This window comes from Rhodococcus wratislaviensis (genome assembly GCF_900455735.1).
GTDB classification, from domain to species: domain Bacteria; phylum Actinomycetota; class Actinomycetes; order Mycobacteriales; family Mycobacteriaceae; genus Rhodococcus_F; species Rhodococcus_F wratislaviensis.
In genome coordinates this window covers 61,992-83,621 of the sequence record NZ_UAUI01000014.1, presented here as the reverse complement: position 1 = coordinate 83,621, position 21,630 = coordinate 61,992, and the positions used below count along the sequence as shown (strand labels likewise).

Below are 21,630 nucleotides of genomic sequence, written 5' to 3'. Positions count from 1 at the left end.
TTTCTCCCGACGTGCGTGATCCGAGGAGGGCTTGGATGACCCAGCAATCGCAGGACGGCGGCGCGACCTCGACCCCGGCGGAACGGGCGGCGGCCGCGAGGGCGGCAGCTGCGGAAGCGGCCAGGATCGCGGCGGAGGCCGCGGCAGCGGCAGAGGCGGCGGAGCAGGAAGCCCGGGACGCGGAGGCTGCGGAGAACCGTGCTCCCGCAGGCGTCGCCGGCCCCTCTGGTGCCGCCGCGGACATCGCGGCCGGATACTCCTCGGAGGGTGCGGCTCTGGAGCTGGGCACCGTGGTTCTCGACGGCGCCGTGGATCGGACGGCCCGGGTGCGTATCCCCCTCGCGACGGTCAACCGGCACGGACTCGTCGCCGGCGCCACCGGGACGGGAAAGACGAAGACGCTGCAGGGTATTGCCGAGCAATTGTCGGCTGCAGGGGTTCCCGTGGTGATGGCCGACGTGAAGGGCGACCTGTCGGGCCTGTCACAGCCGGGTGAGGCGGGCGACAAGATCACGGCCCGAGCGGCCGAGACGGGTGACGACGGGTGGCGGCCGGCAGGGTCCCCGGTCGAATTCCTCTCGCTGGGAACCGAAGGCCTGGGCATTCCCGTCCGCGCGACCATCACGGCGTTCGGGCCGATCCTGCTCGCCAAGGTTCTCGGGCTCAACGAGACTCAGGAATCCACGCTGGGGCTGATCTTCCACTGGGCGGACGTTCAGGGGCTCGCCCTGCTCGACCTGAAGGATCTGCGATCGGTCATCGCGCATCTCACCAGCGACGAGGGCAAGGCCGATCTGAAGGGCATCGGAGGCGTGTCCCCGGCCACCGCAGGTGTGATCCTCAGGGCCCTCGTCAATCTCGAAGCCGACGGCGGCGACACGTTCTTCGGGGAACCGGAGCTCGAGACCGAGGACCTGCTCCGGGTGATCGACGGCAAGGGCGTGATCACGTTGTTCGAGTTGGGCGCGCAGGCCGCGCGTCCGGCGTTGTTCTCCACCTTCCTGATGTGGGTGCTGGCCGACCTGTTCCAGACGTTGCCCGAGGAAGGCGATCTCGACAAACCCAAGCTCGTCTTCATCTTCGACGAGGCGCACCTGCTCTTCGCGGACGCGTCGAAGGCGTTCCTGCAGCAGGTGGAACAGACCGTGAAGCTCATCCGCTCCAAGGGCGTCGGGGTCTTCTTCTGCACCCAGTTGCCGACGGACGTCCCGAATGCGGTGCTGTCGCAGCTCGGCGCGCGAATTCAGCACGCGCTGCGCGCCTTCACCCCCGACGACCAGAAGGCGCTGACAAAAACGGTACGGACGTACCCGACCACCGTGAACTACGACCTCGAGAAGGCTCTCACCTCACTGGGCATCGGTGAGGCGATCGTCACGGTCCTGTCGGAACGGGGCGCGCCGACGCCGGTGGCGTGGACGCGGATTCGGCCTCCCCGCTCGCTGATGGACACCATCGGCAACGACGCGATCACGGCGGCGTCGTCGTCGAGCCCCTTGTCGGGCAAGTACCGGCAGACCGTCGACCGGGAATCGGCGTACGAGAAGCTGACGGCGAAGGTCGCCGGAGCGCCGGCCTCGGAACCGGGCCTCGACCTGCCCCCGCTGCCCGACCTGCCGCCACCCCCGCCCGCACGACCGGAGGGTCCGAACATGGCCGAGCAGATTCTCGGGAACTCCGCGGTGAAGAGTTTCCTCCGCTCGGCCGCGTCGGCCGCCGGACGCGAGATCTCCCGCAGCATCTTCGGGACGGGCAAACGTCGCAGGCGCTAGAAACGCTGGGCGAATGTACCTTTCAGCGCCCCGGCAGGGGTGAACGGTACATTCACCCGGGGGTCATCCGCCCAGCTTCTTGTAGAACGTTCCGACGATCGGGGCGACCACCGCACGCGGGCTGTACTGCCCGGCAACGGACATCGCCTTACTGATGATGCCGGGCACGACGCGCATCTTGTTGTCGGCCAGACCGTCGAGCGACACCTTGGCGGTGTATTCGCTGGAGATCCACAGGAAGTCGGGTACCAGCCTGTCCACGATCGACGCGTCCGCCGGATCGGGCTCCTCGGTGCGGACCGGGCCGGGTGCGAGCAGCGTGACGTTTACTCCCGTCCCCTTGAGTTCGCCGCGCAGCGACTCGGAGAACGTGTTGACGAACGCCTTGCTGGCCGCATAGGTGGCGTTGTGGGGGATGGGCATGTTGCCTGCCGCGGAGCCGACCATGAGGATGGCGCCGGACTTGCGCTCGAGCATCCCGGGCAACACCGCGAGGGTCAGGTCGTGCACGGCAACGGCGTTGAGTTCCACCTGGGCTCGCTCGTACGCGGGATCGAGTCCGGCGACGGGGCCGAACGTGGCGATGCCCGCGTTGTTGCACAGGACGCTGATCTCGCGTCCGGCCAGTTCGGCGACGAGGGTGGCCCGCGCGTCGCGATCCGACAGATCGCACGCGCGTACGTCGACCTCGACGCCGAACTTGTCACGCAGGGTCCCGGCGAGTGACTCCATCACCTCGCCGCGACGCGCGACGAGGATCAGGGAGTGTCCCCGGGAGGCCAGATCGGTGGCCAGCGCCTCGCCGATTCCGGACGAGGCGCCGGTCACGACGGCGCGGGCACTGGGAGTGGGGTTCGGCAAGCTCACGGTCAGCAGCGTAGTGCGTCAGATGCGAGCCGCGAGCCGGGTGCCCTGCTCGATGGCGCGCTTGGCGTCGAGCTCGGCTGCGACGTCGGCGCCGCCGATGACGTGGGTGGTGACGCCGGCGACGGTCAGTTCGTCGACGAGGTCACGCACCGATTCCTGACCTGCGCAGATCACGACGTTGTCGACGGCGAGGGTGCGGGGCTTCTCGCGCTTGGCGCCGAACGTGATGTGCAGGCCGTCGTCGTCGATGCGCTCGTAGTTGACCCCGGACAGTTCCTGCACACCCTTGTTCTTCAGCGCTGCCCGGTGAACCCAGCCCGTGGTCTTCGCGAGTCCGGCGCCGATCCGGCCGCTCTTGCGCTGCAGCAGGTACACCTCACGCGGCGACGGTTCGGGAATGGGTGTGGTGAGGGCGCCCGCCGCCGCCTCGGGTTCGGTGACACCCCACTCCTGCTTCCACTCCTTCAGGTCGAGCGTCGGGGAGTGCTCGTGGGTGAGGAACTCGCTGACGTCGACGCCGATCCCGCCGGCTCCGATCACCGCGACCGACTGCCCGACGGGCTTGCCGCCCCGCACGACCTCCGGATACGTGAGCACCTTCGGGTGGTCGATGCCCGGAATGGACGGCACGCGTGGCGTCACCCCGGTCGCGACGATCACCTCGTCGTATTCGCCGACCAGCTCCGTCGCGGTGACGCGGCGGTCGAGCCGGACGTCGACACCGGCGAGCGGAAGCTGGCGGTTGTAGTACCGGATCGTCTCCGCGAACTCCTCCTTGCCGGGAATCTTGCGGGCGATGCCGAACTGGCCGCCGATCTCCGAATCCGCCTCGAACAGGGTCACCGAGTGGCCGCGCTGTGCGAGGCCGAGCGCCGCGGACAGTCCGGCGGGTCCGGCGCCGACGACGGCGACGCGCTTCGCGGCCCGGGTGGGGGAGAGTGTCAGTTCCGTCTCCCGGCCCGCACGGGGATTCAGCAGGCACGACACGTGCTTGCGGACGAAGGCGTGGTCGAGGCAGGCCTGGTTGCACGCGATGCACGTGTTGATCTCGTCGGGGGTGCCCGCTTCGGCTTTGCGCACCCAGTCGGGATCGGCGAGCATCGGGCGCGCCATCGAGATGAGCTGCGCGTCACCGCGGGTCAGGATTTCCTCGGCGACCTCCGGCATGTTGATCCGGTTCGACGCGGCCACGGGGATGCTCACGTGCTTCTCGAGCTTGCCGGTGATGTCGGCGAACGCGGCCCGCGGCACCGACGTCACGATCGTGGGAACACGGGATTCGTGCCAGCCGATGTCGGTGTTGATGATGGTCGCTCCCGCGGCCTCCACTTCCTGTGCCAGCGCGACGATCTCGTCCCACGTCTGACCGCCCTCGACGAGGTCGGCCATCGACAGGCGGAAGATGATGATGAAGTTCGGGCCCACCGCCTTGCGAGTGCGGCGGACGATCTCGACGGCCATCCGCCTGCGGTTCTCGGGAGTGCCGCCCCACGTGTCGGTGCGCTTGTTGGTGCGCTCGCACAGGAACTGGTTGATGAAGTAGCCTTCGCCGCCCATGATCTCGACGCCGTCGTAGTTCGCCTGCTGCGCGAGCCGGGCGCAGCGGACGAAGTTGCGGATCTGCCAGCGGACGCCGCGGCCGGTGAGTTTGCGGGGCCGGAACGGGTTGATCGGGGCCTTGATCGACGAGGCGGAGACGCTGAACGGCTGGTAGCTGTACCGGCCGGCGTGCAGGATCTGCAGGGCGATCTTGCCGCCCTCGTCGTGCACCGCCTTCGTGATCGCGCGGTGCCTGCGGGCCTCGACACGGTTGGTGAGCTTGGCGCCGAACGGCAGCAGCCAGCCCGTCCGGTTGGGCGCGTATCCGCCGGTGACGATCAGCGCGACACCTCCGCGGGCACGCTCGGCGAAGTACTCGGCCAGACGGGGTACGTCCTTGGCGCGATCTTCGAGCCCGGTGTGGATGGAGCCCATGATCACCCGGTTCTTCAGCGTCGTGAAACCGAGGTCGAGGGGAGCGAGGAGCTGAGGGAACTGAGTCATTGGCGGCGTGTCCTTACTGTGCGAGCGCGTCGAGTACTTCTTGGCACCAGTCGGTGAACCCCTCTTCGACGCGGATTCCGCCGCGCAGGACGAGGTACTGGTGCAGGGCTGCGCCGGAGAGCTGGTCCGGTGCGGGAAAGTCGCGTTTTTCGATCATGCGGTAGACCTCGAGCCGGGCGGCGTGGCCGTCGCGGTGGCGAGCGACCTCGGCGGTGAGTGCGGCGATGTCACCGTGCTGAGCGGCGCGGATCTTCACTGCCAGCTCGTTGCGCAGGTGGTTGGGCTCGGTAGGTTCGGCGATCCAGCGCTCGAGTTCCGCGCGCCCGGCCGCGCTGACCCGGTACACCTTCTTATCGGGCCGGCCGTCCTGCGCCACGACCTCGGCGTCGACCCATCCGGACTCGTCCATGCGTTTGAGGACGCGGTAGATCTGCTGGTGGGTGGCGCTCTGGAAGAAGCCGATGGATTTGTCGAACCGGCGCGCCAATTCGTACCCCGAGCCGGAGTGCTCGGTCAGGGAGACGAGGAGCGCATGTTCGAGTGCCACGAACCGAAGTATGTATGCAACGAGGTGCGTATGCAACTGAGTGCACACTTAGTTCTTCCGTCCGAACGGGACGCTCGTCGCGTCAGACCGCACGAACTTCCCGTTCGCTCGCATAGGCTCGCGGACATGAGCACCGACGTTCGTCCGCCTGCCGGGATCGGCGAGGCCGCGACGCGCAGACAGGTTGTCGCGTGGGGGTTGTGGGACTGGGGTTCGGCCGCCTTCAACGCCGTGATCCTCACGTTCGTCTTCTCCGTGTACCTGACGGACGCCGTGGGGGAGGACCTGCCGGGGTCGATCTCCGCGAGCACGTGGCTGGGGTGGTCGCTGGGCATCGCCGGGTTCCTCATCGCCGTGCTCGCCCCCGTCACCGGTCAGCGATTCGACGCTGCAGGACGACGCAAGTGGGCGCTCGGCGTCCTGACGTTCGCGACGGTCGGGTGCATGGCGGCGATGTTCTTCGTCCGCGACTCGTATCAGTACCTGTGGCTCGGGCTGGTGCTGCTGGCCGCGGGTTCGGTGATCTTCGAACTGGCCGGCGTCCCGTACAACGCGATGCTCAGGCAGGTGTCGACGCCGGCGAACATCGGGAGGGTGTCCGGGTTCGGCTGGGCGATGGGCTATTTCGGTGGGATCGTGCTGCTGCTGCTGTGTTACTTCGGATTCATATCCGGTGACGGCGACAACCGGGGATTCCTCGGGCTCACCACCGACGGCGGCCTGAACATCCGGATGGTGGCGCTGCTCGCCGCCGTCTGGTTCGCGGTCTTCGCGATTCCTGTGCTGCTGAAGGTCCCCGAGCTACCCCGCCCGCACGTGGATCCGGGTGCCGACAAGGCCGGCTTCGTCGAGTCGTACCGGGTGCTGTGGCGCGATCTGCGCGACCTCTGGGTCGCCGACCGGCGCACCGTGTACTTCCTGGTGGCGAGTGCGTTGTTCCGCGACGGACTGGCCGGGGTCTTCACGTTCGGCGCCGTCCTCGCCGTCAACGTCTACGGCATCAGCGCGGGTGACGTGCTGCTGTTCGGTGTCGCGGCCAACGTCGTCTCCGCGCTCGGCGCGCTCACCGCCGGCCGGTTCGACGACCGGATCGGACCCAAGACGGTGATCATGACGTCCCTGATCGCGATGATCGTCGTCGGTGTCGTACTGACGGCCGTCTCCGGACCGGCCATGTTCTGGATCTTCGGACTGCTGCTGTGCCTGTTCGTCGGTCCCGCGCAGTCGTCGGCGCGCACATTCCTGGCCCGGATCACCCCGCCCGGCCGGGAGGGCCAGATGTTCGGTCTGTACGCGACCACCGGTCGCGCGGTGTCGTTCCTCTCGCCCACCCTCTTCGGATTGTTCGCCTGGTGGTTCGCGGCAGATCGGGCCGGGATCATCGGCCTGGTCATCGTGCTCGGGATCGGGCTCGCCGCACTGACGATGGTGAAGGCGCCCGAGCGCGACTAGCGCCTCGCGCGATTGTCGTCGATCCGGAGCTTCTCCGGGAACAGCCGCCGCTGCGTCAGCCAGCCCGCCGCCGCCACGACGATCCAGATCAGCGTTGCGAAGAACTGCTGGCTGCCCTCGTTCGGGTCTTCGAGGAAACTGAGCGCCCCGATGGCCAGGCCGAGCCCGGTCAGCACCAAGCTGGCGCCGCCGAGCGCGGTGAGCCACAACAATGCCCGGGCCCGATACCGGTCGGCGATGAAACCACAGGCGACGGCGAGTGCGACGATCACGATTCCGCTGAGCAGCCAGCTGGCGTCGTCAGGTTGCAGAACACGACTGAGTTTGGCGCCGACCACCGCGCCCGCGATGCCTCCGATGAAGAATGCGGCGAATTTGAAGATCAAAGTGGTGGCCACCCACACCACGACCGCGCCGATCGCCGCGACCAGGAACGTCGTCCCGAGCGACAGCGACAGCAGGTCGGCCAGGAGCCAGCCGAGGCCGAATCCCGAGGCGAGAACGGCGACGTGGAGTGAACCGACACCGGCGAAGCACAGAACGGCGCCGACCAGAAGGATTGCGATGCCACTCATGGTGCCCTCCCAGGGTGCACGAGACGAGTAGTGCCATCAAACCAGAACGGACGCCCCGTCGAGGGGAACAGCGGATTTCAGTTCGGTGTGGTTCCGGCGCGAGTGAGGATCGCGTCCGCGAGTGCGTCGGGACGCTGCTCCGGGATCCAGTGCGTGGCATCGTCGAGCACGACGAATTCGTACGGCGCATCGACGAACTCGCCGCACCGCTCGGCTCCCGCACGCCCCAGCGCCTGGTCGCCGGTGCTCCAGACGTAGGTCGTGGGAACGGTGACGGCGGGTGTTTCCGCGAAGTCGCTCGTCATGGCGCGGTACCAGTTCAGCGCGGCGGTCAGCGCGCCCGGTTCGCTGAGCAGCGCGACGTGCCGATCGACGAGGGCAGGCGCGACGACGTCACCGAACATCGCATGCAGCGAGCGCGCGTTGTCGTCGAGGAGGACCCGCTCGGCCTTGCCTTCCATCCTCAGCAGGCGGATGTAGGAGGAGCGTTCCTTCTGATCGGCGTCCTCGCGCAACGCCCAGCCGAACGCGCCGGGATGTGGCACCGAGACGGCGGTGAGCGAGGTGATCCGGTCGGGGTGCCTGGCCGCGACGACCCACGCGACGGCGGCTCCCCAGTCGTGGCCGACGAGATGAGCCGAGTCGAGGCCGAGCGCGTCGAGGAGTCCGACGACGTCCGCGACGAGGTGGTCGATCCGGTAGGAGTCGACTCCGTCGGGTCGCGCACCGGGCGAGTATCCGCGCTGGTTCGGCGCGTACGTCCGCAGACCGGACTCGTTCAGCAGGGCGCTGACGGGTTCCCACGACGCGGCGCTCTCCGGAAACCCGTGCAGCAGAACGACGGGGGCGCCGTCGGCCGGACCGCTGATCGTGACGTCGAACGTCAGGTCGCCGAGGGTGATGTGCGCGTGTTCCGAGGTTGACAGCATGCCCCCACCGTACGGCGAGAGTGCGACTACTTTCCGGGATTCCACCCGCTCATGCCGAGCATGATCAGGCGTAGTTGCCGTTCGGCGCGCGCGACCACCTCGGCCTCGCTTCGGCTTCCGGGACGATCGGCCTCGAGCAGATCGACGACGACGGCGAACATGGTGGACACGATCAGGTCGGCCGCCATCTCCAGGTCGTCGTGGTCCCAGGACTGCAGACCGTCGATGCGGGACAGATCCACCGTGAGTTCGCTGACGAACAGTGTCATCTCGGTCGCGATCGCACGGCGAATTTCGGGGACGCCGCCGTAGCGTTCGCGGCTGAGGAACCGGAACTGCGCCTCGTGGGTGCGGACCTGTCGCACGAGGATGTCGAGTGATGCGCCGGCGCTCTTGGTGCTCGGCGTGCGCCGGGCGTCGCGGAGCATCTGGCGCAGGATTCGCATGCCCTCCTCGACGAGCACCACACCGAGTTCCTCGATGGACGCGAAGTGGCGGTAGAACGCGGTGGGCACGATTCCCGCGGTGCGGGCGATCTCGCGCAGGCTCACGCCGGCGAAACTGCGATCCGCCATGAGTTCGAGCGTGCCGTCGAGAAGGGCCTTCCTCGTGCGCTCCTTGCGGGCTGCCCTGCTCTCCGGTTCGGCGCCGGTCGACTGACTCACGGCTGTGAGTGTATTCGTGGCGGTGCCGACACCCGTCATCTCCGGGTGCTCGTACTCGTCGTCCGGCATGCAAATCCGATCCCTGCCCCGAGTGTGCGTGCGGTCACATTCCGATTGACAACTTCCTGTCCCTCTCTGTCACACTATTGTCAGTGTACAACCGTGCACTCAAATGGAGGAGGCCGACGTGTCAGTTGCCCACACCAGTCGTCCGGCGGAGGAACGCAGGTTCTCACTGCTGTCGTTGTTCGAGGCGATGGCCACTCCGCACCAGCTCGACCGCTACCTCGAACTCGTCACTCCCATGGTCACCGTGCGCGACCTGCGCGCCGAAGTGGTCGAGGTCCGGCGGTCCACCGCCGACACCGTCACCCTCACGCTGCGCCCCACCCGGCAGTGGCGCGGATTCCGTGCGGGGCAGTTCGTGCAGGTGGGCGTCGTGATCGACGGGGTTCGGCACACCCGGTGCTACTCACCGGCCAATGCACAGGCGTCCACCGACGGGCTCGTCGAGCTGACGGTCAAGGCGCATCCCGAGGGTCTGGTCTCGCAGTACCTGCACGCGCACGCGAGCCCCGGTCTTGTGCTCGACCTGTCCCAGGCGGCGGGAGAATTCACCCTTCCGTCTCCTCGCCCTCGCCGGGTCCTGCTGGTGAGCGGAGGCAGCGGAATCACCCCGGTTCTGTCGATGCTGCGCACCCTCGTCGACGAGCAGCACTTCGGGAGCATCACTTTTCTGCACTACGCGTACACCGAAAACGACGTCGCATACCTCGACGAGCTGCGTGCACTCGCGGCCGCGAACGCCAATGTCTCCCTCGTGTTGGCGTACACCGATCAGGAGACCGGCGGCCATCTCCACGGGTTCTTCGGCCAGGAGCACCTCGACGCCGTGGCGCCCTGGTACGCGGACGCCGAAACCTTCCTGTGCGGCCCGCCCGGACTGATGCGTGGCGTCCGCGAGGTGTACCGCGAACTCGGCATCGAGGACCGTCTCCACACCGAGGAATTCGCTCCCGCCGCAGCCCCGGCGGAGGGTGAGGCCGGTGGTGCGGTGTCCTTCACCGCCAGCGGCGTCACCGCGGACAATTCTGGAGCGACGCTGCTCGAACAGGCCGAGGCCGCCGGGCTCCATCCCGAGTACGGCTGCCGGATGGGCATCTGTTTCTCCTGCACCACGGTGAAGAAGTCGGGGTGCACCAAGAACGTCCGCACCGGCGACACCGACACCGATCCGGACAAGGCGATCCAGCTGTGCGTCTCGGTTCCGGTGGGCGACGTCGCCCTCGACATCTGACTTTCACTCGACATTCAACGTTTGGAGACCGACATGTTTGGACTCTCGCTCTCGTTCCTCCCGTTCGTCGACGGCTCCGACGGTTCCCGCAACGACGCCCCGGTGGTGCTCAGTCACGACCAGGTCGAAGAGATCGGCCGGGAACTGGACGCCCTCCGCGACCGGACGGTTGCGGACCTCGGCGCCGAGGACCGCGAATACATCTACAAGATCATCAAGGCACAGAGGGGATTCGAGGTCGCCGGCCGCGGGCTGATGTACCTCGGATTCTTCCCACCGGCCTGGATTGCCGGGGTCGGGGCACTCGGGGTGTCGAAGATTCTCGACAACATGGAGATCGGCCACAACGTCATGCACGGCCAGTACGACTGGATGCGTGAACCGGGCCTGAACTCCCGCGTGTTCGAATGGGACACCGTCTGCCCGGCCGATCAGTGGAAGCATTCCCACAACTACATGCACCACACGTACACCAACATCCTCGGCCGGGACCGGGACATCGGCTACGGCATCCTGCGGATCGACGAGGCGCAGAAGTGGAACCCCTACTACCTGGGGAACCCGGTCTACGCCTTCTTCCTGATGATGCTGTTCGAGTGGGGCGTCATGATGCACGACCTGGAAGCGGAGAACGTGATCCAGGGCAAGCGCAAGTGGCACGACGTCAAGCCGTTGCTGAAGGGCTGGTGGCGCAAGGCCGGTCGGCAGGTGCTCAAGGACTACGTGATCTTCCCCGCGCTCACCGGGCCGCTGTTCGTCCCCACACTGCTCGGCAACGTGACCGCCAACCTGATCCGCAACGTGTGGGCGTACTCCATCATCTTCTGCGGCCATTTCCCCACCGGCGTGCAGAGTTTCACCGAGGACGAGACCGCGGAGGAAACCCGCGGCGAGTGGTACGTCCGGCAGATGCTCGGCAGCGCGAACATCGAGGGGAGCCCGCTGTTCCACATCATGTCCGGCAACCTGTCGCACCAGATCGAGCACCATCTGTTCCCGGACCTGCCCGCCCACCGGTACCCGGAGATGGCGCCCGTCGTGAAAGCGCTGTGCGAGAAGCACGGCCTGCCCTACAACACCGGTGGCTTCTTCAAGCAGATCGGTTCGGTGTGGGGGAAGATCTTCACGTTCGCACTGCCGCCCGGTCTCGTCTCGTCCGACACCCCTCCCGGTGTTATCGTCGAGCGGCAGAAGACTGCAGCCTGAGAGGCGAAACACATGGTGGGGAAGTTCGAGCGGCGCAAGGACACCGTGCAGGAACTGACGGAGTCCGCGGCCACGCACGTCGGCCAGATCGCGACGATCATCGCGGGCGCCGTCCGGGACGTCACCCGGGAGATCGGTGACTGGGTGTCCGACGGAATCGAGATGCGCGAGGCCGCGAAGAAGGCCCGCGACGACGAGGGTGACGCCGAGCCGGTCGACTGAGTAAGCCGACCGGGCATTTCGCCCCAGGGTAGAGATCAGGCCGCCGAGGGTGTGTTCATTGCACCCTCGGCGGCCTTTCTGGGTGCAGGGCTCCGGCCGATGCCGAGTGCAGCACGAAGACCGCCCCCCGAAAGGAACTCATGTTTCCCACCACGATCTCCACCACGGCGCGTATCGCGCTCGCCGGTTTTGCGGCCCTTGCCATCTCGCTGACCGGTGCCGCCGGCATGGCGGCGGCCAAGCCGATCTGCGAGACCGGCTGTTCTCAGCCCCTGCCCACCAAGACTCCCCGGCCCGACGTCAAGCAGATGTGCTGGGTCGAGTGGGGTCAGACGCAGTGTCAGGTGAGCTGACGCGTTCGCGCCGTCGAACGGTGGGGTACGTCCGGCGACGGTCGTGCCCCACCCGTCGTTCGGCTAGATGACGCCGAGCGAGATCATGGCGTCGGCCACCTTCACGAAGCCGGCGATGTTCGCGCCGTGCACGTAGTCGCCCGGCATGCCGTACTCGGCGGCGGTGGCCACGGTGCGCTCGTGGATGCCGCGCATGATCCCGGCCAGCCGTTCGTCGGTGTATTCGAACCCCCACGAGTCGCGGGATGCGTTCTGCTGCATCTCCAGTGCCGACGTGGCGACACCGCCCGCGTTGGCCGCCTTGCCCGGGGCGAACGCCACCGCGGCATCGCGGAACACCTGGACGCCCTGCGGGGTCGTGGGCATGTTCGCGCCCTCGGCCACCGCCTGGACTCCGTTCGTGACCAGCGTCTTGGCGGCCGCTTCGTCGAGTTCGTTCTGGGTGGCGCAGGGGAGCGCGACGTCGCACGGCACGTCCCAGATGGAGCCGTTCGGCACGAACCGGGCGTGCGGCACCGTGTCCGCGTATTCGCTGATCCGTCCGCGCCGCACCTCCTTGATCTCCTTCAGGAGCTCGAGGTCGATGCCCTTCTCGTCGACGAGGTATCCGGAGGAATCGGAGCTCGCGATCGCGATTCCACCGAGCTGGTGCACCTTCTCGATCGCATAGATCGCGACGTTTCCGGAGCCGGAGACGACGACGGTCTTGCGGTCGAGCGAGCTGTTCGCGGCCTTCAACATCTCGGCGACGAAGTAGGCGACGCCGTACCCCGTGGCCTCGCGACGCACCTGGGAGCCGCCCCAGGTGAGTCCCTTACCGGTGAGGACCCCCGACTCGTAGGAGTTGGTGAGGCGCTTGTACTGGCCGAACAGGTAGCCGATCTCGCGCCCGCCGACGCCGATGTCACCTGCCGGGACGTCGGTGTACTCGCCGATGTGGCGATGCAGCTCGGTCATGAACGACTGGCAGAACCGCATGATCTCGGCCTCCGAGCGACCCTTGGGGTCGAAGTCGGAGCCACCCTTACCGCCGCCGATCGGAAGTCCGGTGAGGGCGTTCTTGAAGATCTGCTCGAAGCCGAGGAACTTCACGATCCCCAGATTCACGCTGGGATGAAACCGCAGGCCGCCCTTGTAGGGGCCGAGCACGCTGTTGTACTGCACGCGGAAACCGCGGTTGACGTGCACGTTGCCGGAGTCGTCGACCCACGGCACCCGGAAGATGATCTGACGCTCGGGCTCGCACAGCCGCTCGATTAATCCGGAGTCGGCGTAGTGGGGATGGTGGTCGAGCACGACTTGGAGCGATTCGAAGACCTCGGCGGCTGCCTGGTGGAACTCGGGTTCGCCGGCGTTCCGCAGGCGGACCTGCTCGTAGATCTCTGCTACCTGGTCGCGCGTTGACACAGACCCACCTGCCTGACGTGTGAGGAATTCGTTACCCGACGTTTACTTTGGAAACTATAGACCTGGTGTCAGGCGTCCTGTATCGGGCCGGGCGGAGAGGTCACGACTTCCGCGGCGGTGTGCGGGAATGCATTGCGACAGAGGTGTTCTCGACCGCCTCGCCGCAGTGCGCGCAGCGGTGTTCCAGCTCCAGTGAGTGCCCGCATTCGTGCACGAGCACCGACGGGGCCTCGTCCACAGCCCACTTGCTGCCCCATTGGAACAACGAGAGCAGCAGCGGTCGCAGGTCCTCGCCCGCCGGGGTGAGGTGGTACTCGAAACGGGGAGGGTGCTCGGAGTACTGCCTGCGTTCGATGACGCCGACCTCCTCGAGCTTGCGCAGTCGCGCGGTGAGGATGTCGCGCGAGACGCCGATGTACCCGGCAATCCGGTCGAAGCGGTGCACCCCGTAGCTCAGTTCGCGGATCACCAGCATGGACCAGCGGTCGCCGATCAGTTCCATGGTGGCGGCGATCGCGCAGGGTCTCGGCGTCAGTGGCATGCGGTCCATGACTATCTCGGGTGTCGCTCGCTCGGTGTCGCCGTTGTTCATGCACTCCATCATAGAGGGTTGTGTTTTCCAACTGATAGGGATTACTGTCGTGAACGTAGTTAGTTGGAAAAGCAGACTTACTCACCCGAAGGGGTCGTCATGACCACGATTCAAGATCGAACGGTGCTGGTCACCGGAGCCGGCCGCGGGCTCGGACGTGCTTCGTCGCCGAGGCGCTCGCGCGAGGAGCGCGAACGGTCTACGCGTCGGCGCGTGATACGTCGACGATCGAGGAGCATCCGCGGGTCGTGCCCGTCGAACTGGACGTCACGAACCCCGAATCGGTCTACGCCGCAGCGGAGCACGTCGGGGACCTCGGCGTCCTGATCAACAACGCCGGCATCCTCATCGGCGAGTCGCCGCTCACGGGTGATCTCGACGGGATGCGCCGCGAACTCGAAACCAACCTCTACGGCCCGCTCAACGTCACACGCGCGCTCGCACCGATCATCGCCGCCAACGGGGGCGGCGCGATCCTCAACGTGCACTCCGTCCTGTCCTGGCTGGCCATCGGCGGCTCGTACAGCGTCTCGAAGGCCGCCCTGTGGAGCGCCACCAACGCGATGCGCGCCGAACTCGCGGCGCAGAACATCCAGGTGGTCGGGCTGCACCTCGGGTACATGGACACCGACATGACGAGCGGTCTGGACGTGCCGAAGATCTCCGCGGCCGAGGTCGCGCGACTGGCCTTCGGCGGCATCGAGTCCGGCGCCCGCGAAGTCCTCGCCGACGACACCACCCGCGCCGTCAAGGCGGCACTGTCGGGCGACCTCGACGTCCTCTATCCGCAGTCGGTTAGGCAGGGGGCCGCATAGTGAGCGAGTTCGGAAGCGGCGCGGTGTCGACCGTCGAGGGCGTGGCGGACGCGGAGTGGGGAGAGGTGCGATCGAGGACGGTCGAATGGCGCGACCCGGCAGGTCCGGCGCGGAAAGCGCGAGAACTCGACGGCCTCGGCTACCTGCGGGCGATCCTCGGCGGCGACATTCCCGCACCCCCGATCGCGAGCCTGATGAACCTGCGGTTCCTCGAGGCCGAACCCGGAAGGGTCATCTTCGCGCTGGACCCCGACGAGTCGCAGTACAACCCGATCGGCGCCATCCACGGCGGCGCCGTGTGCACCCTGCTCGATTCGGTCGCCGGATGCGCCGTGCACACCACGTTGCCCGCCGGGTGGGGCTACACCTCGGTCGAGATCAAGGTCAACTACATCCGCGGGGCGACCAGGGACTCCGGGGTCCTCACGGCCAGCGGCGTCGTGAAGAAGGCGGGTCGCCGGATCGCGTTCGCGGAAGGAGAGGTCACCGACTCGCAGGGCCGTCTCGTCGCCACCGCGAGCAGCACCCTGCTGGTGTTCGAGGTTCCGCCGGGGAGCTGACACCGGATGTGCGAGTAGGGGCAGCTGAACGCGGGAACCCGCCACTCGCGGAGGATGGTGGCGGGTCCCGGTGCACCGTTGCCCCGTCGGGTTGGGGCGATGCGCGAACAAGACTAATTGGTCGGTTTGTTACGCGCGAGTACGGGGCTCCGGGTACGGACGAGGGGCGCAATACCTATCGGACGGTCGTGCAGGATGGTGCCGATCGAACCCGCCCACCGACCCACCGAAGTTTGATGTACTGATTTTCGTCCTCATCAGCGTCATCCCCACAGCGGTCAAGGAAGGCAACCCATGGGCACGATCACCACCCAGGATGGCACGGAGATCTTCTACAAGGACTGGGGAACCGGTCAACCCATCGTCTTCAGCCACGGCTGGCCGCTGTCGGCCGACGACTGGGACACCCAGATGCTCTTCTTCCTCCAGCACGGCTATCGCGTCATCGCCCACGATCGCCGCGGTCACGGGCGGTCCACCCAGACCGGCGACGGGCACGACATGGACCACTACGCCGACGACCTCGCAGAGTTGACGGCGCATCTCGACCTCCAGAACGCCATCCACGTCGGCCATTCGACGGGCGGCGGCGAGGTGGTGCACTATCTCGCGCGGCACGGGGAGAACCGGGTGTCGAAGGCTGCACTGATCAGCGCAGTACCGCCGCTGATGGTGAAGACGGAGGCGAACCCGGGCGGCCTTCCCAAGGACGTCTTCGACGATCTGCAGGCACAACTCGCCGCCAATCGCTCGAAGTTCTATCGCGATCTGCCGTCGGGGCCGTTCTACGGATTCAACCGACCGGGCGTGGAATCGTCGGAGGCGATCATCGAGAACTGGTGGCGCCAAGGGATGATGGGCGGGGCCAAGGCCCACTACGACGGCATCGTCGCCTTCTCGCAGACCGATTTCACCGAGGATCTGAAGAAGATCACGGTGCCGGTGCTGGTGATGCACAGCGAAGACGACCAGATCGTTCCCTACGCCGACGCCGGCCCACTGTCCGCGAAGCTCCTCGCGAACGGGACGCTGAAGACGTACACGGACTTCCCGCACGGCATGCCCACCACACAGGCGGAGACGATCAACGCCGACCTGCTGGCGTTCCTGAAGGACTGACGCCGACCCCCGATTCCTGTTCGTCCAGGTGATCGGGGGTTTTCTCCGGCCGGCGCTCCGTCGAATGAGTGCCCCCGGCAGGATTCGAACCTGCGACCAAGAGATTAGAAGGCTCTTGCTCTATCCCCTGAGCTACGGAGGCGCGCAGCAAATATTACCTGCCGCCTCGAGCGCTCCGACCGGGGCTGTGGTGTGCGCGTCACGAGCCCAGGACGGCCGCCGAGAGCAGAAGTCCCGCCAGGACGAGCTCCACCACGAAGTAGAACCACACGGGGTAGAAGCGGGTCGGCCGGTCGGCGACGGCCGACACGATCCGGCCGAATGCCATCCCCAGCAGGGCGACGGCCACCGTCACCGCGGCGACGGATCGGATGCCGTGGATGTCGAAAGCCGCGAAGAACAGCAGGCCCGCCACCGCGACACCGAAGCCGCCGTAGACCGCGCGCACCTCGGCGCGAGAGGTCGCCGAATCCGCTGACAGGCCGAACGGGGCGACCAGTCGGGCCGGCGCGGCGAGACCGTAGACGCCCATGCCCGCGAAGAACAGCGCCACCGCGATAATCAGAACCTCAGACATCTCAGCCTCTCGTTCCCTCGGGACAGGTTCCTGTCGACGGTAGCCGGAACGGCGACGGACCCTCGCGTCTCCGACGGCCTGTCGTAGGTCCTACCCTTGATGTATGGCTACACCCCAGCTCGCGGCGTCCGACCCGGCATCGAAACCCCCGCATCGCGCCGATTCGACCGCCCTGTTCGTCGTCGGCGGACTCATCGCCGGCCTGGTTGCGGCAATCGTCGTCGGACTTTCCGCTGCTCAGGCGCTCGTGCTGCTGGGAATTCCGGATCCCGGACCGATCACCACCTACGGACTGCCTGCGATGCGCGCCGTGTCGGAGATCGCTGCCGTCATCACCATCGGATCGCTGCTGCTCGCGGCGTTCTTCGTGCCGCCGCAGAAGTCCGGTGTCCTGGACGTGGACGGCTACCGCGCGGTGCGGACGGCGTCGTACGCCGCGATCGTGTGGGCCGCGACCGCCCTCGTCCTGGTCCCGTTGACGCTGTCGGACACGTCCGGGCAACCCTTCGCCGAGGCGGTCAAACCGGCCAACATCTTCAACTCGATCGATCAGGTCGAACTCGCCGGCGCCTGGCGCTGGACCGCGATCATTGCGATCGTCCTCGCGATCGCGTCCCGGCTCGTGCTGCGCTGGTGGTGGACGCCGATCCTGCTGGTCGTCGGCATCCTCGGACTGATGCCGCTCGCGTTGACGGGTCACTCGTCGTCGGGTGGTTCGCACGACATGGCGACGAACAGTCTGATCCTCCACCTCGTCGCGGCCTCGCTGTGGGCGGGCGGTCTGTTCGCACTCCTCGCCCATGCCCGCAGGCGCGGCGCCTACACCGATGTGGCGGCGCGCCGGTTCTCCGCGGTCGCGACGGTCTGCTTCGTCGTCATGGCGGTCAGTGGTGTGGTGAACGCGCTCGTTCGCGTCCAGATCGGTGACCTCGTCGACACGACGTACGGACGCCTGGTGGTCGCGAAGATCGTGGCGCTCGTCATCCTGGGCGTCTTCGGCTGGGCACAGCGTCGACGGGCCCTGCCCGCGCTGCAGAAGGATCCGGCCAGCCGCGGCAATTTGATCCGTTTCGCCGGCGCGGAGGCCATGGTCTTCGCCGCCACGATCGGTCTCGCCGTCGGGCTCGGTCGCACACCCCCGCCGCCTCCGACCGCGGCGCCCACCCTCACGGAGGTGGAACTCGGCTACAACCTGGCGGGGCCGCCGACGTTCGCCCGGCTGATGCTGGACTGGCGATTCGACCTCCTCTACGGCACCGCCGCGATCGTGCTGGCCGTGGTCTACGCGCTCGGATTGCGCAAACTCCGTCGTCGCGGCGACAGCTGGCCGGTCGGCCGGACCGTCGCGTGGATGTGCGGATGCGTCGTTCTCCTCCTCGCGACGTCCTCGGGTGTCGGGCGCTACTCACCGGCCGTGTTCAGCGTGCACATGGGTGCGCACATGGCGCTGTCGATGCTGGCCCCGGTGCTGCTGGTGCTCGGCGCACCGATCACGCTGGCCCTGCGCAGCCTCGATCCGGCGGGCAAGAACGGTGTTCCGGGTCTGCGTGAGTGGATCCTGACTGCGCTGCACAGCCCGTTCTCCCGGTTCATCACGCACCCCGTCGTCGCGGCGGTGCTGTTCGTGGGCGGGTTCTATGCCCTGTACCTCGGCGGGATCTTCGAGGCCGCCGTCGACTCGCACTCCGCGCACGTCCTGATGAACCTGCACTTCCTGCTGAGTGGTTACCTCTTCTACTGGGTCGCGATCGGCATCGACCCGTCGCCCCGCAAACTGCAGCCGGTGACGAAGCTCGCGATGGTGTTCGGTTCCCTGCCGTTCCACGCGTTCTTCGGTGTGGCGTTGATGAGCATGGGCGCTGTGATGGGCGAGTGGTACTACCGATCGCTGGGACTGGGCTGGAATGCCGACCTGGTGGGAGACCAGCAACTGGGCGGCAGCATCGCCTGGGCTACCGGTGAGATCCCGCTGGTGCTGGTCATGATGGCCCTGCTGATCCAGTGGTCCCGCAGCGACGGCCGCACGGCGCGGCGGGTCGACCGGGCAGCCGACCGGGACGACGACGCCGACCTGGCAGCGCACAATGCGATGTTCGCGGAACTGGCGCGACGGGACCGAGAAACCGGACACTGACCGCTAGCACGCGGTTCCGACACGTTCGCAGCTTCGGCGCCCGTGCCGGCCGCTCTGTCCACACCCCCTCCGTTTCTCCACAGATTTCGGATGCCGGCCCGCCATCGCGCTGCGAGACGGCACGCTGTGAGTCACGGCACCTTGCCGCACTCACAGGGGGTAGAGCGAAATGTACGAAACACACGGCACCGTCGTCGGAACGGTCATCACCAGCCCGGTCACCCGGTCGAATGCGGCCGGTGACGAGTTCCTCAGTTTCCGGATGGCGAGCACTGTCCGGCGCCGCGATCACGCGACGGGCGAGTGGCGCGACGCGAGCACGCTCTACCTCACGGTGACCTGCAGGCGGAGGCTGATGGCCGGCGTCGTCCAGTCGATGGCGAAGGGGGATCCGGTCATCGTGACCGGTGAGTTGCGCACCACGGAGTACACGACGCGGGACGGTATCGCCCGCTCCGACCTGGAGCTGAGCGCGACCGCGATCGGACCGGATCTCGCCCGGTGCACGGTCGTGCTCGAGCGCGCGGCCAGAACCGGGGACGCGGACGCGGCGACCCCGGCGACGGAACAGGTCGCCACCCGGTCCCTCGTCGCATAGCGCACCAGCGGGTATCGGCGCCGACCCCGTGCTCCCGGCGCCGAGGCCCGCGGCTTCTCCCCGCGAAGCCCCGATCACGTCCTCGACCCTCCGCGATGTGGGTTCATCGCACTTCACCATTAGGCTGGCCCCATGGCTGAGTTCATTTACACGATGTTGTAGAGGACCCTATACACAGGTCGTTCGTGTTGTCAATGGTCAGCGCATTTTTTCCTGCATAGAAAGGATTTTAGGGTTTAGATCGAAGGGGTGTCTCCGGCACAAATGGCAGTAGTGTTCGGGGGCGGTCGGGGGATTTGCGGGAGTCCCCCGCACCTATAGACTCACGGAATGGGTTCCATCCAGCGCCGCACCTACACGGAGGGCAAAGCCCCTCGGTACGTGGCACGCGTGCGCGTCGGCGGCAAGGAGATGTCGAAGAGCTTCGCGAAACAGGGCGATGCACGCGAGTGGATACGCCAACGTGAAGGACTCAGCCCTACCGGCACCCGCATGGACAACCGCATGCTCTCGGTGGTGCTGAAGGCGCACATTGAGCAGTCCGCTACGGCGTCGACTCGTGGGGTACGGACTCACTTGGCGGCTAACCTCGGGAACCTCGAATACAAGAAGCTGGCGGATGTGACCGCTGACGACGTGCGGGAGTGGCGCGCCACGCTGGCCGAGGGCAGGCCCTGGGCGGATGGCAAGCCACTGTCCAACAGCAGCATCAGGACTCTGCTAGGCACGCTCTCAGCGCTGTTTAACGATGCTGTGGCGCAGGGGCAGCTGGTTCGCAATCCTGTGTCTCACGTGAGGCGTAGGAGCCCTGCAAATCAGGCGGTTGAGCCGCACCAGGTGCTGAAGGTGGAGCAAGTCCGGTCGCTGATCGATGCCGCTGATGAGCCGTACGCAACGATGATCGAATTCGGGGCTACGAGTGGTCTCCGCGCCGGCGAACTTGCGGGCTTGCGTGTGCGTTCAATCGACTTCGCCCGCAGGGTTGTGGATGTGACCGAGCAAGCCGATGGGCATCACACGGCATTCGGTTGGAGGGCGCTGAAGTCTGAGAAGTCTCGGCGCACGGTCCCTCTACCGGATTCCACGTTGGACGCGGTGAGGGCGCATCTGGAACGGCATGACTACGAGTCGCATACGCCGTTGTTCAGGGCGGCGCAGGGCGGGCAGTGGTCGAGCGCGCACGTTGCGAAGGTGTGGCGTGGTGTGGCCGCAGACGCGGGTGTTGAGAATCACTCATGGCATAGTCTGAGGCACTTCTATGCGTCGGCTCTGATCCAGTCGGGTGCGTCGGTAACCACAGTTCAGCAGCGGTTGGGGCATGCTTCGCCGATGGTGACGTTGGCGGTGTACTCGCATCTGTGGCCCGGTGAGGACGCGAAGACGAGAGCAGTGTTCGACAACCTTCTGTAGCTAGGTGTGGGGGAATTGTCAGTCCCCCTCCTGCACAGTTCATCGCATGAGAGTTTCTGTCGAGAATGTGATGTGCGACACGCCGGAGTGGTCACGAACCCCAGATCAGCCGGGATGATGACCAGCAACTTTCATCAAACTTACTCACAACATCTCGGGTTAAGTGTTTCCGTCGGCCACTAGGTGTAAAACTATGTGTGCATTACCGGCATTGACGGAATAGCGCAAGTAATGGAGAATACCAAATTGGCAACTGTAGTGGCAGATTTCTGGACGACAAAAGACCTTGCGAATCGGTGGGTAATCTCTGAGAGGCAAGTTCGGGATATGGCCGCAGCCCGTGAAATTCCGGCGTTGCGAGTGGGCAAGCTTTGGCGTTTCCCCGTGACCCGCATCGAGGCTTGGGAACGTTCAAACCAGCGCTAAATAGTTCTTTGCTAGCCGTCCCACCGATTCGTATTCTCGGGCGACGTTAAAACAAATCCGCTGT

General features: G+C 66.6%; 21 protein-coding genes, 1 tRNA gene and 1 pseudogene. 13 read left to right on the top strand and 10 right to left on the bottom strand.

What is annotated here, in order from left to right; all coding sequences use genetic code 11:
- Positions 1 to 35: 35 nt before the first annotated feature.
- Positions 36 to 1,772 carry a helicase HerA-like domain-containing protein gene (locus tag DTA22_RS19545; protein ID WP_037236398.1) on the top strand — a complete coding sequence of 579 codons (1,737 nt, stop codon included), beginning with the start codon at positions 36 to 38 and terminating at the stop codon, positions 1,770 to 1,772.
- A 63-nt stretch (positions 1,773 to 1,835) separates the two neighbouring features.
- Here DTA22_RS19545 and cmrA read toward each other — a convergent pair whose 3' ends face one another.
- The 3 genes from cmrA to DTA22_RS19530 are packed head-to-tail and all read right to left on the bottom strand — an operon-like array spanning position 1,836 to position 5,229.
- Positions 1,836 to 2,639 (bottom strand): mycolate reductase, encoded by an 804-nt coding sequence (gene cmrA, locus DTA22_RS19540; RefSeq protein WP_037236396.1) that lies wholly within the window; start codon positions 2,637 to 2,639, stop codon positions 1,836 to 1,838.
- Positions 2,640 to 2,657: 18 nt separating this feature from the next.
- Positions 2,658 to 4,682: an NADPH-dependent 2,4-dienoyl-CoA reductase gene (locus DTA22_RS19535; protein WP_112300629.1), complete on the bottom strand. Its 2,025-nt coding sequence runs from the start codon at positions 4,680 to 4,682 to the stop codon at positions 2,658 to 2,660.
- Positions 4,683 to 4,695: 13 nt separating this feature from the next.
- A complete protein-coding gene (locus DTA22_RS19530) occupies positions 4,696 to 5,229 on the bottom strand; it encodes a PadR family transcriptional regulator (RefSeq protein ID WP_112300628.1) in 534 nt (177 codons plus the stop codon).
- Between the two features lie 126 nt (positions 5,230 to 5,355).
- Here DTA22_RS19530 and DTA22_RS19525 point away from each other — a divergent pair, with 126 nt between their 5' ends.
- Positions 5,356 to 6,681, top strand: a complete 1,326-nt coding sequence (locus tag DTA22_RS19525) for an MFS transporter (RefSeq protein WP_037236391.1) — start codon at positions 5,356 to 5,358, stop codon at positions 6,679 to 6,681.
- Here DTA22_RS19525 and DTA22_RS19520 read toward each other — a convergent pair.
- From DTA22_RS19520 to DTA22_RS19510, 3 genes are all read right to left on the bottom strand, one after another.
- A complete protein-coding gene (locus DTA22_RS19520) occupies positions 6,678 to 7,256 on the bottom strand; it encodes a hypothetical protein (protein ID WP_037236389.1) in 579 nt (192 codons plus the stop codon). The two genes, DTA22_RS19525 and DTA22_RS19520, sit on opposite strands and share 4 nt — an antisense overlap.
- 77 nt (positions 7,257 to 7,333) lie before the next feature.
- Positions 7,334 to 8,185: an alpha/beta fold hydrolase gene (locus tag DTA22_RS19515; protein WP_037236386.1), complete on the bottom strand. Its 852-nt coding sequence runs from the start codon at positions 8,183 to 8,185 to the stop codon at positions 7,334 to 7,336.
- Positions 8,186 to 8,211: 26 nt separating this feature from the next.
- Entirely contained in the window at positions 8,212 to 8,919 is a 708-nt protein-coding gene (locus DTA22_RS19510) for a TetR family transcriptional regulator (protein WP_012688349.1), read from the bottom strand.
- Between the two features lie 118 nt (positions 8,920 to 9,037).
- Here DTA22_RS19510 and DTA22_RS19505 point away from each other — a divergent pair, with 118 nt between their 5' ends.
- The 4 genes from DTA22_RS19505 to DTA22_RS19490 all read left to right on the top strand — a co-directional run bounded on the left by DTA22_RS19505 (position 9,038) and on the right by DTA22_RS19490 (position 11,928).
- Entirely contained in the window at positions 9,038 to 10,147 is a 1,110-nt protein-coding gene (locus DTA22_RS19505) for a ferredoxin reductase (protein ID WP_112300651.1), read from the top strand.
- Between the two features lie 33 nt (positions 10,148 to 10,180).
- Positions 10,181 to 11,353, top strand: coding sequence for a fatty acid desaturase family protein (locus DTA22_RS19500; RefSeq protein ID WP_037236384.1), 1,173 nt, complete (start codon positions 10,181 to 10,183; stop codon positions 11,351 to 11,353).
- 12 nt (positions 11,354 to 11,365) lie between these two features.
- Complete coding sequence (locus tag DTA22_RS19495) at positions 11,366 to 11,575, top strand: hypothetical protein (protein ID WP_037236382.1); 210 nt, start codon at positions 11,366 to 11,368, stop codon at positions 11,573 to 11,575.
- A gap of 140 nt (positions 11,576 to 11,715) precedes the next feature.
- Positions 11,716 to 11,928 (top strand): hypothetical protein, encoded by a 213-nt coding sequence (locus DTA22_RS19490; RefSeq protein ID WP_112300627.1) that lies wholly within the window; start codon positions 11,716 to 11,718, stop codon positions 11,926 to 11,928.
- A 63-nt stretch (positions 11,929 to 11,991) separates the two neighbouring features.
- Here the strand turns inward: DTA22_RS19490 and gdhA are convergent, their stop codons facing one another.
- A complete protein-coding gene (gene gdhA / locus DTA22_RS19485; protein WP_112300626.1) occupies positions 11,992 to 13,335 on the bottom strand; it encodes an NADP-specific glutamate dehydrogenase in 1,344 nt (447 codons plus the stop codon).
- Positions 13,336 to 13,435: 100 nt separating this feature from the next.
- Positions 13,436 to 13,939 carry a winged helix-turn-helix transcriptional regulator gene (locus DTA22_RS19480; protein WP_112300625.1) on the bottom strand — a complete coding sequence of 168 codons (504 nt, stop codon included), beginning with the start codon at positions 13,937 to 13,939 and terminating at the stop codon, positions 13,436 to 13,438.
- 87 nt (positions 13,940 to 14,026) lie between these two features.
- On the opposite strand from DTA22_RS19480, the pseudogene DTA22_RS19475 reads away from it, so the two are divergent.
- The 3 genes and pseudogenes from DTA22_RS19475 to DTA22_RS19465 all read left to right on the top strand — a co-directional run bounded on the left by DTA22_RS19475 (position 14,027) and on the right by DTA22_RS19465 (position 16,421).
- Positions 14,027 to 14,742, top strand: a pseudogene (locus tag DTA22_RS19475) (SDR family oxidoreductase).
- The gene (locus tag DTA22_RS19470) at positions 14,742 to 15,302 is read left to right on the top strand and encodes a PaaI family thioesterase (RefSeq protein WP_112300624.1); all 561 of its coding nucleotides are present in this window, start codon (positions 14,742 to 14,744) and stop codon (positions 15,300 to 15,302) included. The pseudogene DTA22_RS19475 and the gene DTA22_RS19470 overlap by 1 nt, the downstream one beginning before the upstream one ends.
- 294 nt (positions 15,303 to 15,596) lie before the next feature.
- A complete protein-coding gene (locus tag DTA22_RS19465; RefSeq protein WP_037236370.1) occupies positions 15,597 to 16,421 on the top strand; it encodes an alpha/beta fold hydrolase in 825 nt (274 codons plus the stop codon).
- 69 nt (positions 16,422 to 16,490) lie between these two features.
- On the opposite strand, the gene DTA22_RS19460 is transcribed toward DTA22_RS19465, so the two are convergent.
- Positions 16,491 to 16,563 (bottom strand) — tRNA-Arg (locus tag DTA22_RS19460).
- A 57-nt stretch (positions 16,564 to 16,620) separates the two neighbouring features.
- On the bottom strand, positions 16,621 to 16,998 hold the full coding sequence (locus DTA22_RS19455; RefSeq protein WP_037236368.1) for a DUF4345 domain-containing protein: 378 nt from the start codon (positions 16,996 to 16,998) through the stop codon (positions 16,621 to 16,623).
- Between the two features lie 103 nt (positions 16,999 to 17,101).
- On the opposite strand from DTA22_RS19455, the gene DTA22_RS19450 reads away from it, so the two are divergent.
- From DTA22_RS19450 to DTA22_RS37180, 4 genes are all read left to right on the top strand, one after another.
- A complete protein-coding gene (locus DTA22_RS19450; RefSeq protein WP_037236366.1) occupies positions 17,102 to 19,132 on the top strand; it encodes a cytochrome c oxidase assembly protein in 2,031 nt (676 codons plus the stop codon).
- Positions 19,133 to 19,301: 169 nt separating this feature from the next.
- A complete protein-coding gene (locus tag DTA22_RS19445; RefSeq protein ID WP_037236364.1) occupies positions 19,302 to 19,730 on the top strand; it encodes a single-stranded DNA-binding protein in 429 nt (142 codons plus the stop codon).
- A 330-nt stretch (positions 19,731 to 20,060) separates the two neighbouring features.
- Positions 20,061 to 21,140: a tyrosine-type recombinase/integrase gene (locus DTA22_RS19440; protein WP_112300623.1), complete on the top strand. Its 1,080-nt coding sequence runs from the start codon at positions 20,061 to 20,063 to the stop codon at positions 21,138 to 21,140.
- Between the two features lie 231 nt (positions 21,141 to 21,371).
- Positions 21,372 to 21,566 carry a helix-turn-helix domain-containing protein gene (locus DTA22_RS37180; RefSeq protein ID WP_112300622.1) on the top strand — a complete coding sequence of 65 codons (195 nt, stop codon included), beginning with the start codon at positions 21,372 to 21,374 and terminating at the stop codon, positions 21,564 to 21,566.
- Positions 21,567 to 21,630 lie beyond the last annotated feature (64 nt).